Source organism: Clostridium sp. Marseille-Q7071, from assembly GCF_965112025.1.
In genome coordinates this window covers 1,778,269-1,792,769 of the sequence record NZ_CBCOPR010000001.1, presented here as the reverse complement: position 1 = coordinate 1,792,769, position 14,501 = coordinate 1,778,269, and the positions used below count along the sequence as shown (strand labels likewise).

General features: G+C 26.9%; 14 protein-coding genes and 1 other annotated feature (1 of these 15 running past the window's edge). Of the genes, 3 read left to right on the top strand and 11 right to left on the bottom strand.

Going from position 1 to position 14,501, the window contains the following annotated elements:
- Positions 1–209 precede the first annotated feature (209 nt).
- Together ACWPW7_RS08330 and ACWPW7_RS08325 are read left to right on the top strand one after the other, a co-directional pair.
- Complete coding sequence (locus ACWPW7_RS08330) at positions 210–2,753, top strand: lipase/acyltransferase domain-containing protein (protein WP_454053153.1); 2,544 nt, start codon at positions 210–212, stop codon at positions 2,751–2,753.
- Between the two features lie 334 nt (positions 2,754–3,087).
- Positions 3,088–3,615 carry a hypothetical protein gene (locus tag ACWPW7_RS08325; RefSeq protein WP_454053152.1) on the top strand — a complete coding sequence of 176 codons (528 nt, stop codon included), beginning with the start codon at positions 3,088–3,090 and terminating at the stop codon, positions 3,613–3,615.
- 257 nt (positions 3,616–3,872) lie between these two features.
- Here the strand turns inward: ACWPW7_RS08325 and ACWPW7_RS08320 are convergent, their stop codons facing one another.
- From ACWPW7_RS08320 to ACWPW7_RS08280, 9 genes are all read right to left on the bottom strand, one after another.
- Positions 3,873–4,787, bottom strand: coding sequence for a hypothetical protein (locus tag ACWPW7_RS08320; RefSeq protein ID WP_454053151.1), 915 nt, complete (start codon positions 4,785–4,787; stop codon positions 3,873–3,875).
- A 126-nt stretch (positions 4,788–4,913) separates the two neighbouring features.
- Positions 4,914–5,699: an HD domain-containing protein gene (locus ACWPW7_RS08315; protein ID WP_454053150.1), complete on the bottom strand. Its 786-nt coding sequence runs from the start codon at positions 5,697–5,699 to the stop codon at positions 4,914–4,916.
- 70 nt (positions 5,700–5,769) lie between these two features.
- Complete coding sequence (locus ACWPW7_RS08310) at positions 5,770–6,228, bottom strand: NUDIX hydrolase (RefSeq protein WP_454053149.1); 459 nt, start codon at positions 6,226–6,228, stop codon at positions 5,770–5,772.
- A gap of 409 nt (positions 6,229–6,637) precedes the next feature.
- Complete coding sequence (locus ACWPW7_RS08305; protein WP_454053148.1) at positions 6,638–7,222, bottom strand: non-canonical purine NTP pyrophosphatase; 585 nt, start codon at positions 7,220–7,222, stop codon at positions 6,638–6,640.
- Positions 7,223–7,532: 310 nt separating this feature from the next.
- Complete coding sequence (locus tag ACWPW7_RS08300; RefSeq protein ID WP_454053147.1) at positions 7,533–7,742, bottom strand: hypothetical protein; 210 nt, start codon at positions 7,740–7,742, stop codon at positions 7,533–7,535.
- The gene (locus ACWPW7_RS08295; protein WP_454053146.1) at positions 7,676–8,299 is read right to left on the bottom strand and encodes an alpha/beta fold hydrolase; all 624 of its coding nucleotides are present in this window, start codon (positions 8,297–8,299) and stop codon (positions 7,676–7,678) included. Before ACWPW7_RS08295 ends, ACWPW7_RS08300 begins: the two co-directional genes overlap by 67 nt.
- A gap of 536 nt (positions 8,300–8,835) precedes the next feature.
- Positions 8,836–9,417 carry a flavodoxin family protein gene (locus ACWPW7_RS08290; protein WP_454053145.1) on the bottom strand — a complete coding sequence of 194 codons (582 nt, stop codon included), beginning with the start codon at positions 9,415–9,417 and terminating at the stop codon, positions 8,836–8,838.
- Positions 9,418–9,648: 231 nt separating this feature from the next.
- A complete protein-coding gene (locus ACWPW7_RS08285) occupies positions 9,649–10,044 on the bottom strand; it encodes a GNAT family N-acetyltransferase (protein WP_454053144.1) in 396 nt (131 codons plus the stop codon).
- Between the two features lie 455 nt (positions 10,045–10,499).
- The gene (locus ACWPW7_RS08280; RefSeq protein WP_454053143.1) at positions 10,500–10,733 is read right to left on the bottom strand and encodes a hypothetical protein; all 234 of its coding nucleotides are present in this window, start codon (positions 10,731–10,733) and stop codon (positions 10,500–10,502) included.
- Positions 10,734–10,875: 142 nt separating this feature from the next.
- Between ACWPW7_RS08280 and ACWPW7_RS08275 the strand changes: the two genes are divergently transcribed.
- The gene (locus ACWPW7_RS08275; RefSeq protein ID WP_454053142.1) at positions 10,876–11,190 is read left to right on the top strand and encodes a hypothetical protein; all 315 of its coding nucleotides are present in this window, start codon (positions 10,876–10,878) and stop codon (positions 11,188–11,190) included.
- A 98-nt stretch (positions 11,191–11,288) separates the two neighbouring features.
- Here the strand turns inward: ACWPW7_RS08275 and ACWPW7_RS08270 are convergent, their stop codons facing one another.
- Both ACWPW7_RS08270 and ACWPW7_RS08265 read right to left on the bottom strand, forming a co-directional pair.
- A complete protein-coding gene (locus tag ACWPW7_RS08270) occupies positions 11,289–12,464 on the bottom strand; it encodes a hypothetical protein (protein ID WP_454053141.1) in 1,176 nt (391 codons plus the stop codon).
- A gap of 609 nt (positions 12,465–13,073) precedes the next feature.
- The gene (locus tag ACWPW7_RS08265; RefSeq protein ID WP_454053140.1) at positions 13,074–14,231 is read right to left on the bottom strand and encodes a MalY/PatB family protein; all 1,158 of its coding nucleotides are present in this window, start codon (positions 14,229–14,231) and stop codon (positions 13,074–13,076) included.
- 110 nt (positions 14,232–14,341) lie between these two features.
- Positions 14,342–14,501: a binding site (T-box leader), on the bottom strand; it runs 107 nt beyond the window's last position.

Sequence of the window (14,501 nt, the reverse complement as noted above, 5' to 3'; positions counted from 1 at the left end):
TCTAATATTTTATAATTAACAATATTCTATCATACCCATATCTCTAATGCATAATTCTCTTATTTTAATTTATCCATTATCTTTTTTAATTCCTTTAAGAAATATCCACTATCAAAATTATTTATTTTTAAAGATAAGTAATTTTATTTCTAAAATTATGATTAACCTTATATATTTATATAGAAAACAAGTAATTTGAGGGGGAAACTTTGAGTGAAATAACTAGACAAATAATAATGATTCCCGGAATTATGGGAAGTACATTATCTCAAAAACAACTTACAATATGGCCTAAACATATCTCACATATTTTTGATATTAATTTTTACGATATACTTAAAGATTTAGATGACAATTCAATCTCCGCTTCTAGCATAATTCCTATAGCTTATAATAGCTTAGAAAAATTTTTAAAAACTCAATGCACAGAATATACAGCTTTTTACTATGATTGGAGGCAAAATAATCTCGTTCAATCCAGCATCCTAAGAGGAAAAATAAATAAAAATGCAGATGAAATAATAATTGTAGCCCATAGCATGGGTGGAATTATAGCCAAACTATTTTTAGATGAATATAAAGATGATCCTATACTATCGAAGATAAATAAAATAATAACTCTTGGAACTCCCTACAATGGTTCTCCTGATGCCTATAAAGCTATATTATTTGGTAAATCTGTTCCTAATGAATTGTTTCCTATAATATTATCTAAAGGTGAGTCAAAAAAAGTTATTAAATATTTTCCAAGTATTTATCAACTTTTACCTAATGAAGACTACTGTAATTACTATGAAAATCTTAAAGATTATTATTTAGTTAAAGATAACAATGACCTATCTTGGGAAGAAATTTATAATGATATATACATGCCTTTATTAAAAGATGTAAATTTAGATGTAGATTTAACCTTAGATAAATTTTATAAAACTTTAACTTCTTCCCTACCATCTCATATATCTCACCATGAAGTTATAGGATTTAACATACCTACCCTATGTAATTTAATTGAAAATAATGGTGAGTTTAAAGGTAAATTTAATGATGGTGATGGTACAGTACCTCTTTACAGTGCTATGACTGATGCTACAAAAAAATACTTTGTTAAATGTGATCATGGTGAATTAACTAAGAGTTCTGTTGTGCACAATATTTTAAAACTTATTTTTAATAACACTGCGGTGCAGTATGGAGATAAGCATAAAGTTTATAATCTTAGTGACGTAAATTCTATAAATTTTAAATATAAAATTGTTAAAATTGCTTGCCCAGTAGTTGTATATTTAAAAGATAAAAAAGGCAATATCCTTTATGGTAGTACAGAAAGTCTTCAATTGGACAAACTAAATATATATAGTTATATCAATAAAGTTCAAAGTATAGGTGACAGTATTTACTTTATAGTTGAAGATGAGGATAATAGCGAAAGTTTCATTATTGAAGGCTACGATAAAGGTGCTGTAACAATTTCAGTAGATGAATATGAGAATGGAAATTTAAAAAAGACTGCGGTGTTTAAAAGCTTCAATATTGATAAAGGCATTAGAGCAGATTTAATAATTAATTCAATCATTGATAAATTTCAACTATTTATTAATAATGGCATAGAAAAAATTAAACAAAAACTTTATATTTTAGATAACTTTACTAATAAAAACAATATAGGCCTTCCTAAAACAAAATATAGCATAATAGGAGAGAAAATAAATACTTCTGATGAAGGATATTTATATGGTACTGGAAAGGTTAATTTAAAAATAGACAATTTAGAGGAAGGTTCTTATGGTGTAGTTCAAACCTGGTGTTCAATAAACAAAGACAAACCTATATTAATTGATAATGGGAACTTAACTGATTTAGAATTAAAACCTGGAATAAATAATATTATAGTGTATTCTAAGGATGCCTTAGGAAACAAAGAACCTATTGAAGAAAAAACGTTTTATTATTTAGATATAAAAGATATAAAAGTAAAATTAAAGTTTAACAGCCTATCATATTCTATTTCTGTAGAATTAAATAATAAGAGTCTTTACAAAGAGATCGAACTTATTGATTTATCTCTAATTGAAAGTGATAAGCTTACTAGAATAAATTATGATTATATTGACAGACCTATGGAAATAAAAGTTAGAGATGCTTTTGACACAGAAAGAAGCTTAAATTTTACTATTGATGAAGATGCTATAGAAAAGATAATAAAATCCCATAAGGACAGTTATAAATACATTGATCTCTTTATGAAAGGTCTAAAAACTGATAATTACAAAATATATAAAAAAGATAATGATATGTTAGTGGAATTAAAACCTTCTAAGGGAGATACTATTATAAGTAGTAACTCTATATTTATAATATCTGATGTTTTTGAAGTTGAAATAATAAAAGAAGAACTTTTAAAAGTGATATTTAATAGTCTTCATGAGGAAATAGACTTAAATAGTAATAAGCCCTATAACTTTACTTATAAGCTTTTTAATAAATCCTCAAAAGAACTATTAATATATCCTAATTTAAAATGTTATATAGGTATAAAAGATAAGGATAAAGCTTTTCAAGACATTTATCAATTAACTACTACTTTTAATGAAGATTTTACTTATTCTTCAAAGTTAATTCCTAAAGATTTAAAAGCTTCACTTTTAAATAAAAATATTTTCTCTGAAGAATTTAATACTTTTTTTCTTATAATCGAAGCAAAAATTAATAGTGTTAAAGTACTTAGAGTCCATAATATAATTTTTAGATATTAGGCATAGTTTTAAGATTAGTATAGATAAACTACCTCAAAACTCAATGTATACCTTTATTGTATTTTAATTCACAATGCAAAATGCACAATTAAGGATGAAATTATTTTTTATCAAAATAATTTCTTTAATGAATTTTTAACTAGCAATACAATCGCTAGCTATTATATGGTGAATACTGTTCGCCGCTACAGTTAATCAGTTATATATTTCTCAGCTTATACTGAGAAATATCCATAATTGTGAATTGAATTTTAGTCCAGATACTAATAAGTGCTAATTATTTTCAGAGATAGGTTAGTACATCTATATATTAAAATGCCTTAAAGGAGCTATCATGGAAGTAATATTAATTAATATAATGCTCTTAATAATAATTTTTATCATTTATAGATTTATATATAAAAGCTGTAGTAAAAAACTTTTAATAGATATTTTTATACTAACTTTGTATACAACTCTGGTGGCACCTCTAATTATCTTTACTATAAATTTAATTTTAAGACAATATTATAATCTTGGTGAAGCTCATCTAATATTCACTTTTATCCCTTTAGCAATACCTACTATAAGTATTTGTAAGAAAAAAAATAAAGAAGGGTCAAATAAAAAAATTTTAGATAAATATCAGGATAAAATTATATATACTGTATTAAATGAACTTGAAAAACAGCATATATATGTCGATAAAAATTGTATAAATATATCCTTTAATAATTTAAGAGGTACCTTTTATGCTGATGTAATAGTTTCCCTTTCTATTCCAAATGAAGAATATGATTATTTTAAGAACTGCTTAGAAAAAAGTTTATATAAAGAATTTAAAGATGGACATTTTAATGTTGCTTTTAAGACTTATAGATAAAAAACTATATATTTAATGTCTAATAATAGAAAACTATTTAGATTTTCGGGCGAACACTGTTCGCCCCTACATAAAATACAACTACATCTTGTAGAATTCCTCTAACTGTTGTTAGACAAGAGAGTATTATTAATAACAAAAGGCTTTTTATTCATGTAACTCTCCTCATTCCCTATTATACTAATTTATAAACCCCAAGATTTAAACTTATATTTCCCCTACAGTATATTGAACATATAGATTAACTAGATTTCATCTTATAATAGTAAAATATAATCTCCATTTTCACGATACTTTATTTTTTCAACAGCATCCATTATATGTCTTTTAGGCAGCAAAGTGCTCCCATAACATACACTATGGCTACTTAATCTTTCTTCCATAGTAAAGTATTCCCCAAGCAACAATGGTAAGTCTTTTCTATTTCCTTGTATACCAATCACAGATATAGCCATAATTTTGCACATTTCAAAGTTATCCCAATCCAACAGCATTATATCTCTAGCATAATCAATTATTATTTCATTGGTGTAGTTCACAAAGTAATATAGTGCATAATATCTTTCAACATCATCACCATGTTTCATTATTTCTAGTAATTTTTTCTCATTAAATTCACCATTTTCCCTTAATAAAATACCTTTATCATACTTTTGTAGCCAATTAATATGATAATCTTTAATTTCCATATCTTTAATACGAATTCTACCTATTAATTTCTTTATTTTAAACTTAGAAAAAATAATATCTAAATACCCATCATCTGTTGATATTCTAAAATGATAATAAAGTTTATTTGTTGATTTTATTATCTTTTGTAATATAGCTGTATTCTTAAATCTTCCATTAATATAGTCATTGGCCATAATTGATTTCTCATAATTAAAATACTTACAATCACTAAAATATAGGTTATACATATATTTGGACTTATTTTCCTCAACATAAGCTCTTTTCTCTATATCTGTTCCTTTAAGTTTATCCCATTCCATATCAACATCAACGCAAGATTCAAGGGTTAAAACCACTTGATCTGGACGATAATTATCTTTTCCTTTTGAATTACTAAATTCTATAGTTTTTATTTTACTGTCATGAAAATAATCATTCCACAAATAATATTTTATATATTTATCCTTTGGACACTCAATCTCATTTTCACCATTATACATATTTATTCTCTCCATTATTCAATTTCTATTAAATAATCCTTCTCTTTAGGTAAAGTTCATTTATAAAAAATTCTATAACTGAAGTTCAAAGTATTTATATCTTACCTTAGAAGCCATATATCCCAATTAGGATTTCAATTTTAACTTATTCCATATAAAATCATTTATATGAAAAAAAATCTTATCCATATCTTCATTCTCTGGCAAAGAAGTTATAAGCCGAGGAATATAATCATTGTTCACTATATATTCAATAGCATAATTGAAATTAATGTCAAAAAGCCATGCAACATAGGCTAATTTTAAATCATTATAGGTTTTAATATGGTCATCTTCAGGACATTTATTAGATAAGATAGCCTGTACAACTTCTGGTGAATATTCTCCTGTATCCGGAAGGACTTTTAAAATTTCATTATGATAATCACTTTTCTCTTCAAAATATTTAACATGAATAAAATAATTATCCATTTTATCTGCATCTCTTATAAGTTTACTGAAAAGTAAAACTCTTTCATCTTCATCTTTAGGAAGTTGATATTTATTATGATATCTAATACTTCTCAAAATAATGTTTTTTTCTTCTTTAGATAAGAAATTTAAAACTTCATAATTCTCTAATAATAGGATTCCTAGTTCTCCATGATCTTTCACCGAATCCACAAGTGTTCTGTGCTTTATATATTGTTCAAATCGTCCAATACCATGAAATAACGCAATAGTTTCTCCTATTCGCAGTTCATTATCACTCAATTGTAAAGATGTCCCAATTGACCTTACATTTTCACAAACTCTAAAGGTATGTTGAACTTTTCTCCCTATAGACTGTTTTATATCTAAATCTGAAATAACTAGATTATCTACAATTTCGTTAAAGAATTTGTAAAATTCTTTTATATTTTTAGCCTCCATGACTTTCCCCCTAATTAAAAACATTTTTCTATCTTTGACTCCTTAGGTCATAGTATAAGAAATTTGCATCTTAAGAGTAAAAATTCATCCCCTCTTTAACAGCCCATTGTTGATGTTCATACAAAAATTCAGCACATTCAGGTGGTTCCATCCAAAGTAATTCATGATCTTTTTCAATTTCATCAGTTACATGTTGTTCTAAGCTTACAATGTAAAAAAATCCAATTGGATGCCTGTAATGATTAAATGCCTCAGAAAAATAATATTTAGATGCCTTACCAATAAAACTCTTAATAATGATATTATAGCCTGTTTCTTCTCTAAACTCTCTTACAAGACATTCTTCTAGGCTTTCTCCATCTTCTATACCCCCACCTGGCAAAAAATATCCATAGGGATTTTTGATAACTGCTACTTGACCGTTTTCATTAAATACTACTCCATATACTCCTTCTCTTATAACATAGGTTATTCCACTTATTTTTTCACCAAAAATTTTTTCGTTTTCAATATTACATTCATTAATCATGGTTACCTCCATAGCCAAGTTACTTTACAGTGTCCTATAATCAATATACGTAATTATATAGAGAAATAATATCTATCAAAATATAAACTCTCTATCCAATATCTGATAATAGAACCCGACTTGGATTTTCAAGCGAACACTGTTCGCCCCTACACAAAATAAATTTATACTACACATATAAATTCCTTTTTACTCATAATATATTCCCTGAAACTTATCGTTCTCCTTCCCCCTATTTTATAAAATAATTATCATTATGCTCTATAAGTTACTTATTAAAGCTAATACAAAGTAATAAAATATTTTAAATTACAAATTAAAAAATACCGTATATTGATTTTTCAATTATACAGTATTATAAAAAACTATTTGATTTTATAGCTATTATGCCTAATACATGGAGTATGAATCATAATCTTTTATTATTGAAGCCATCTTTATTCAAAATATATTCTTTAAAATTACTCATTATTTCACCATTACTCCAATAGACTACCATTTCCTCCTCAGGTATATCTGAAATAGGAATATCAAAACCTTCAGGAATAAAAAGCTGTTCAATTGAAGTACCGCATTTCTTACCAGGCTTAGTTGCTAATTTTCCTCGATATGTTCCAGTAAAAACAACCGGTTTTTCATCCGGATGACAATATGCCAAACAATCTTGGATGATAATAGTACGATTAGTTTTGCCTTTCATTAAATTAATATAATCATCTACGGAAAGCCATTCATTTACAAACTTGATAAAAGGTCCAGGAAATCCATTTAAAGATTCAATATAAAAACCAGCATCTGTTACCATAACCGATTGATTTAACTCCTTACTTGCCCAACTAGCCGAATACATAGCTACTTCTTGAACACTTTTACTCTGAATTTCAGGAGTGCTTAAACTCTTTTTTAAGAGAGCAATTCCTGTATTAGTAAATGTTTTTAAAGCAACATCAAACTTATTATCATTCTCTGTAACATAAACTAAAGTGTTATCCATAATTAAACTCCTTTTTATCTTTTAATTAATTTTTCTACATAATTCATACTTTTTTATAATGCAGAATTATCTTTAGGAGAATTGCACTATATTTCTTTAAATATGTATCAGCACATTATTTCTAATATAGCATTATTCAGGTTTTAGAGAACACTATTGTTATACTAAAGTCCATCAATTTCCCTCATCATATAAATCAGTAATATCTTTAATAAACACTGTAAAATTTATTACGGAATAATAGATTATCTTAAGAAATTCTTTGGTTTTACAGTTATTATATTATTTAAGAAAAAAGCGGCTTAACTTCTTAATTTGCTCTTTCTCCTACTACGACCTTGTTTAAAAACTCTTTACTTTGGTATGCAATTGTTTCATACTCGTAATCATGAACATAGTGACCACAATCTAATAAAACCTGTTGACTTTCAGGTATCCTTGAAACATATTCTATTAAATATTTTTGCCACTGTCCTTTCTCCCAACCTGTTCCATCACCATTTGAAATAAAGAATAACATAGGTACTCTCGGTGAACCCATTTCATTAATTTTTTTGCACTTTCTTGAATATATTCTAGTTTACGTAGCATTGTCTTTGTAGCCGTTCTTCTATAGAAAATTGCTATATATATTTGCTTTTCATCATCAGTTAGGGAACCATATTGGATTGCTGCTGAATTGTCACAAATAGATGGTATAAATCGAGTTAATCCAATCCTAGCTGCAAATGCAGACAAGTTTAAAACAACTTTATTTGGTATTGGATGGTTCTCATATACATCTGGAACAGCTGGGTCTAATCCTACAATAGCCGCAATTTCATTTGGATACTTTCTCGCCCAATAAAATGCTTCTATTCCAGACATAGAATGAGGAAATAGTACATATGGAGCTTTTTCTCCAGCTAGAGTTAAGGCTTTTCTCATTTCTTCTAGAACTGTATCTATATCTCTAGGAACATCTACAACTTCACTAAATCCATATCCTGCTTTCTCTATAACTGCAATACGATAATCATCACTTAATCGAGAATATAGACTTTTAAAATCCAGTGTTGGAGAACAAGTCCCCCCCATGACATAAATACTAAAGTAAAATCACCCTTACCTTCACTATAAACATGCATAAAATGTTCATTGACCGTAACCATTGTACCTAATGGTTGAAATAACTTCGACTCTTGACTTAACTTAATTTTATGATTAATAAATCCAATCAAAATAATTATTAGTAAAATACCAACAATTGTTACAATGCTTACACTCACATTTTTCACTATCTTTATAGTAGTTCCCCCCTTTTCTACTGAGTTATGTTATATAAATAATATTTGTTTTATCTTCTAATAAAATGTAGAATTAGCTTTAATGAGATTGTACTATATATACATCAATATATAGTACAAATTTAATAATAAAAGAATATTATTTTCATATTTAATATTTATATGTTTCCTTTATCATTTAGTCATTTTCCTTATTTACAATATATTTGCATTATGACGCAAAAAACACCGCAAAATTTAGTTTGAATAATGCAGTGTTCAAGTAAATCATTCATTTTTTCGTTGTGACATTAAATAAGAAAACTATGAGCCAAGAATCATATCATATTATACTTTACCACTTATTAGTTGTCGGGCAAATAATCTTGAATGCTCCATTTTATCATTCGTTATAAAGGTAGATTTATATCCAAAATCTCTTTCAGCAAGCATTCCAATATATTTTAGCTGAGAGTGCTTACAATATCGTTTGATACCTTCTTCAAATAAATCAGCTCCTTCTCCTGGTTTATACCCACAGGTAGTTATAATAGCTAGCTTTTTACCATTCCAAAGAGAAGGTCCTCTTTCATCACCATAATACTTATTCATTCCGTATACCGAACGATCCAATAGTGATTTCATAGGTGGTGTACAGTACCATGAATAGATAGGTGTAGTTAAAATAATCACATCACAATCATATATTTTATCAAAAATTTCCTGCATGTCATCGGCATATCGACATCCAAAAATTGTCCAGTCTTTTTGACAATTCCGACAAGCAGTACAAGGTTTGATATGTTTATCATAAAGCCAAATCAAATCATACTGAACTTGCTGAAGTTTAAGTTCTTCAACAAAAGGTTTTAATAACTTGGATGTATTTCCATTTTTACGCGGACTACCCATAAGAATGCAATATTTCATTTTATACCTCCATTTTAAAGATACTTCATAAAAATTTCCTATTTTGGCTTAACTAATGATAATTATATCATGTTTATATAACAATGAATGATTGCTTTTGTAATAAATGTAAAACAACTTTATTTTCTAACATCCCATTATTCAATTTTCAAATAACATTATCCGTATCTGCATTTTCAAAAGTTACGTCGCCTAATACTCAGATTCCAAATTGATTTATTTAAAACTTAATCATTTTTTTCTCCATACTCCTCCAGGACATGAAGTAAAACCACAACCTTGATAAAAATCGCGATTATTTTCTTCAAATGTTACTGTTACAATAGAAATTCCCCTATCTTCCGCCTCTTGCATTAACCTTTTTACAAGTGCATTACCAATACCTTTCCCTTGATAACTTGGATGAACAATAATATCCTCAAGATATCCGTGTTCTATGCCTGGACCTACCATATATCCAAATGCGATCAGATTATAATTCTTATCCCGTAACCCTGCCCAAAATAAACAATGCTCAAATAAAACAGGATAGTCGCTATCTCTTCGTTCCCACCCTACAGCTTGCCGAAGATCTGGAATCTCATGATTTTGGATTTCTAAATTAATTAATATATTATATTTTTCCATTTTATCACCATCTCTTACTCGTTATAAATTGCAATTCCAGCTAAATTAATTAGTAATTATAGCATATAATAGTGTTTATTATTATTTTTAGATAGATGAAAATTTTAATTTTATTTACCGTATTATTCAACTTTTAAATAACATTCTTTTCATATTTAATATTTATATATTTTAATTTATCCTTTAATCAATATGCATCATTATATAGAGAAATAATATATTTATAGATAATAGTATTAACTTTGTAAATATTATTATCATGATATAATCTTCACCAAATTGGAGAACCAATTTATTTTATAACATATTCTTTCATCTGTTTTATTATCTATGATATCGTAGGGACAAACAGTGTTCACCAGTTTTCCTTTGCATATTTAGATTTCTTTTCACTTATATACTATAAGCTACTTATTAAAGTTAATATAAAGCCGCAAAATATTTGAATTATGACCCTAATTAGACTTCAATCTTCTTCTTACTTCATTAATTAATTGCTCATTTGTGTAAGCTTCAAGTTTACCATTAGTTCTTTCACTCCAAAAGCAATTCCTAAATATATTACATAATGTTTCTTTATAATCGTTTTGTATTTCTATTTTTTTATGAAATACACAATTTGAGCATTCTTCGTTGCATTTTCTATCCCAAAAATTGTGTATAAAACTTCGTATTTTTGACAAATCCATAGTTACCCCCTTGTCAAAGTTTTTGAATTGCAATTTAAATAATTTTAAGCATAATCAAATTTAGTCATATTTTTTACCAGCTACTACTGTGTATATTTAGATATTTATATAGCCAAAATAAACTTGAAAGGTGGTTATTCTAATGAAAAAATTTATTGCTATGATTTTAATTTCTTTATCATTATCATTTAGTATTTTTACTCAATCTGTATACTCCGTAAATATCTTTAATGAAGGCGTTTATAAAGCAGCAGATTTTAATCTTGTACCAGAAAATAAATATATTGTTCAAAATATATCTAATGAAAATAGTGTTTACCTACAAGTTTTTGATGAAAATCAGATTTTAATACAATCACTAAAACTATCTCCTAAATCTGACAAGTATAATTTAATTCCTCTATTACCCGACTATAGAATTGTAATAGTTGGTAATGGTAATGTATTTATTTCTTAAAGGACACTTTAATAGTGTCCTTTTTATTTTTGTGCTGTAGCATAAAAAATACCGTAAAATTCACTTCTGAATAATACGGTATTAAATTAAATTATTTATTACTTTATTAAATTAACTATTTTTTCCCCACTCTTTATCAACTCATTATAATTATTTTCATTTTTAATCTTATCTACATTTTCATCTGAAATATCTTCATTACTAACATTAAAATACTCTTTTAATATTTGATATTGTGTTTTTCCCCGTTTATCTTTGCTATCTTCTATTTCAGTTTTCCAATTAATATTAGCTTTATCCATAATTAGTCCTAGTGCAGCACCAGTTTCATATCTCATAGATTTCTCTAGATAATTAGGTGATTCAGCTTGATTATTAGCTATATAATTATATGCTTCGCTAAAAGTAACATAGTAGGGTTCTTGTTTTTTTGCTAAAACAGTTAACTTACCTTCTATTAATTTACTATAAGAGTATTCTATATACCTTGCTGTTCCCTCAATAGCCTCAGTATTAGTCTCAGCCAATAATTGTGGCCATTTTTTATATCTATATGTTCTAATAATAGTCCATTCTCTTAAATAATTCTTAATTTCATTAACATTATTAGCTTGCATACATTCATCTAGTAATTTAAACTCTAAACCTATCAATGCATAATTTTCTTTATCATATGGATAGTTTTCTATATATTCTCCATCATTGCTATCATATAACCAATCTTTTTGTTTATATGTATGAAATGCTTCATGTAATAAAAATGAAGAAAAATTTAAATATAAATCTGGATTTTCGAACATATCTGGATAATATTTAAAATAAAATACATCTTTTCCTTTAATATTTACTTTGCCAAAATTATTTGGTAACCATGTATTGAGTGTATTAAGCTCAAATTTACTTAACCTATATACATTGGGTAATTCCAAAGATGTTGATACTTCTATTTTCTTTGAAAAAATACTTTTATTATAATCATCCCAATTAATAGCATATGCTTGATTTCGTATTAATCCATTACTTTTATTAGCTCTAACTAAAATAATAGGTTTTTCATTTAGTTTATATTTTTCATCCCATAATTTATCACTATTATCTCTAAAATTTATATAGATTTTTGATAGTTCTGTAAACATTTCTTTATCTGTTTGATCTAAAGAATTATAATCAATTTTAGTTGTTTTATTTAATACTATATTCCCAATTATCCATATTCCTAGAACTATAATTAATGTTCCTATTATTATTACAGGTTTTTTCAAACCTTTTTTCATTATATCTAACTCCTCTTCATATTTAATAATGATCCCTACTTGAAGTTTGTCCTTATTATAATTAATAAATTGCTCAAGACCATTATTATATCATAATATGTTTATAGAGCCATACTATTAATTTATTTAATACCGCATTATTCAATTTTCAAAGAACGATTTTTATATATTCAAATTTCTAAGTTGGTATGCATTTTATTCAATTTACGTCATTATAATAAATCAATAACATCTTTAATAGATGATACTGATTGTTAATAATATGATTATGAGGTGGTTTTGAATTTTCGGGAGAACACTGTTCTCCCCTACGCAAAGTGGATTTTTAATATATAATTATAAAATAAAATTCTTCCTTTAAGTGTAATAATTTATATTTTTATAAATTTATATTATGTCTAAAACTCTTTTCATTCACAATATATTCCCTAGAAAATACTGTTTCCCTTCTCCTCATTCTAATAAAAACAATAACTATTATAGTACTATGATCTATTTATCAAAAAATATTTAAATTGGATAATAAAAAATGCCGTAAAATCTATTTCTAAATAATACGGTATTTTAATGATTATTTAATTTTTATATTTGCTACGTTAAATGAGAATATTACGTAATACTATTTACTGCTTCTTTAATTCTTTCAAGGGCCTCATTCAATAAATTTTGAGAACAGGCAATATTAATTCTAGCGAACCCTTCACCCTCTTTCCCAAATCCTGATCCAAATGTTAATGCAACCTTTGCCTTGGTCATAAATAAATTTTCAAGTTGATCTTTATTCATTTTTAATTCTCTGCAATCCAACCAGACCATATATGAACCTTCAGGCTTAATTACTTTAATTTGGGGTATATTTACTTCAAAATAATCAATTAGATAGTGCAAATTACTTTGTAAATATGTGATTAATTCATCTAACCAAGGTCCACCATGCCTGTATGCAGCCTCAACAGCAGCTAAACTAAATACATTTGTTGCGAAATCAAAATCATATCCTATCAATGCAGATTCATAAATATCCAATAATTGTTTATTAGGTATAATCAATATGCCATGAGCCAAACCCTGTAAATTAAAAGATTTACTTGCAGCTGTAATAATAATGGAATTCATTGCGAATTCTTCTGAAATAGATCCATAGGGTATATGTTTATGCCCTTTAAATATTGCCCCACCATGTACCTCATCAGAAAGGATTAAAACCTTATGCTTATTACAAATTTCACCTATTCGTGTAAGCTCTTCACTTGTAAATACTCTGCCACTTGGATTGTGAGGGTTGACTAATATAAATATTTTCACATTGTCAGCAATCTTACTTTCAAAATCTTCAAAATCTATGCTGTAATGCCCATCTTTAAGTGCCAGTGAGTTTGTTACCAAGTCACGGCCACTTTTTTTTACTATATCAATGATTGGATGGAATGTTGGTGAATGTGCCATTATCTTATCTCCAGGCTCTGTAAATGAATCAATGCATATTCTAACTCCTGCCCAAATACCTGGAGAACTAGACAACCATTCTTTTTTTATCCTCCAATTGTATCTTTGATCATACCAGTCAATTATAGCATTATAATATGAATCTGATTTTAATTCATAGGCAAACATCCCTAATTTGGCCCTATTGATTAACGCTTCAGTAACACACTGTGGCGACATAAAATCCATATCCGCTGTCCCCATAGCTATAATTTCTTCATTATTGTATCTATCCCATTTTATTGAATTTGTTCCTAATCTAAAAATCCTTTCATCAAACATAATATAGCCTCCTTTTTTTATTTTATTTTTATATAATTAAACTTTATTTGTTGTTATTTTTAAAATTTAGTGAACTATTATTAAATATAAAAAAACCCTTCATCCTAAAGAAATAGGACGAAAGGTATAACTTCCGAGGTACCACCTATGTTAGCTTACATATGCTCACTCAATATCAGTACAGAACTATTTCTAAGTTCGATACTGTCCAACTCCTAACGGTTTGGCTCCGTCCAAATATACACTCTAATATAAATATAGATTTCTATT

Bases quoted from the DNA above. Each gene is read 5' to 3' on its own strand.
- ACWPW7_RS08305 (WP_454053148.1), bottom strand. From the start codon at position 7,222: ATGGATAACACTTTAGTTTATGTTACAGAGAATGATAATAAGTTTGAT.
- ACWPW7_RS08285 (WP_454053144.1), bottom strand. From the start codon at position 10,044: ATGGAAAAATATAATATATTAATTAATTTAGAAATCCAAAATCATGAG.
- ACWPW7_RS08320 (WP_454053151.1), bottom strand. From the start codon at position 4,787: ATGTATAATGGTGAAAATGAGATTGAGTGTCCAAAGGATAAATATATA.
- ACWPW7_RS08295 (WP_454053146.1), bottom strand. From the start codon at position 8,299: ATGGGGGGGACTTGTTCTCCAACACTGGATTTTAAAAGTCTATATTCT.
- ACWPW7_RS08315 (WP_454053150.1), bottom strand. From the start codon at position 5,699: ATGGAGGCTAAAAATATAAAAGAATTTTACAAATTCTTTAACGAAATT.
- ACWPW7_RS08300 (WP_454053147.1), bottom strand. From the start codon at position 7,742: ATGTTATTCTTTATTTCAAATGGTGATGGAACAGGTTGGGAGAAAGGA.
- ACWPW7_RS08265 (WP_454053140.1), bottom strand. From the start codon at position 14,231: ATGTTTGATGAAAGGATTTTTAGATTAGGAACAAATTCAATAAAATGG.
- ACWPW7_RS08275 (WP_454053142.1), top strand. From the start codon at position 10,876: ATGAAAAAATTTATTGCTATGATTTTAATTTCTTTATCATTATCATTT.
- ACWPW7_RS08270 (WP_454053141.1), bottom strand. From the start codon at position 12,464: ATGAAAAAAGGTTTGAAAAAACCTGTAATAATAATAGGAACATTAATT.
- ACWPW7_RS08280 (WP_454053143.1), bottom strand. From the start codon at position 10,733: ATGGATTTGTCAAAAATACGAAGTTTTATACACAATTTTTGGGATAGA.
- ACWPW7_RS08325 (WP_454053152.1), top strand. From the start codon at position 3,088: ATGGAAGTAATATTAATTAATATAATGCTCTTAATAATAATTTTTATC.
- ACWPW7_RS08310 (WP_454053149.1), bottom strand. From the start codon at position 6,228: ATGATTAATGAATGTAATATTGAAAACGAAAAAATTTTTGGTGAAAAA.
- ACWPW7_RS08290 (WP_454053145.1), bottom strand. From the start codon at position 9,417: ATGAAATATTGCATTCTTATGGGTAGTCCGCGTAAAAATGGAAATACA.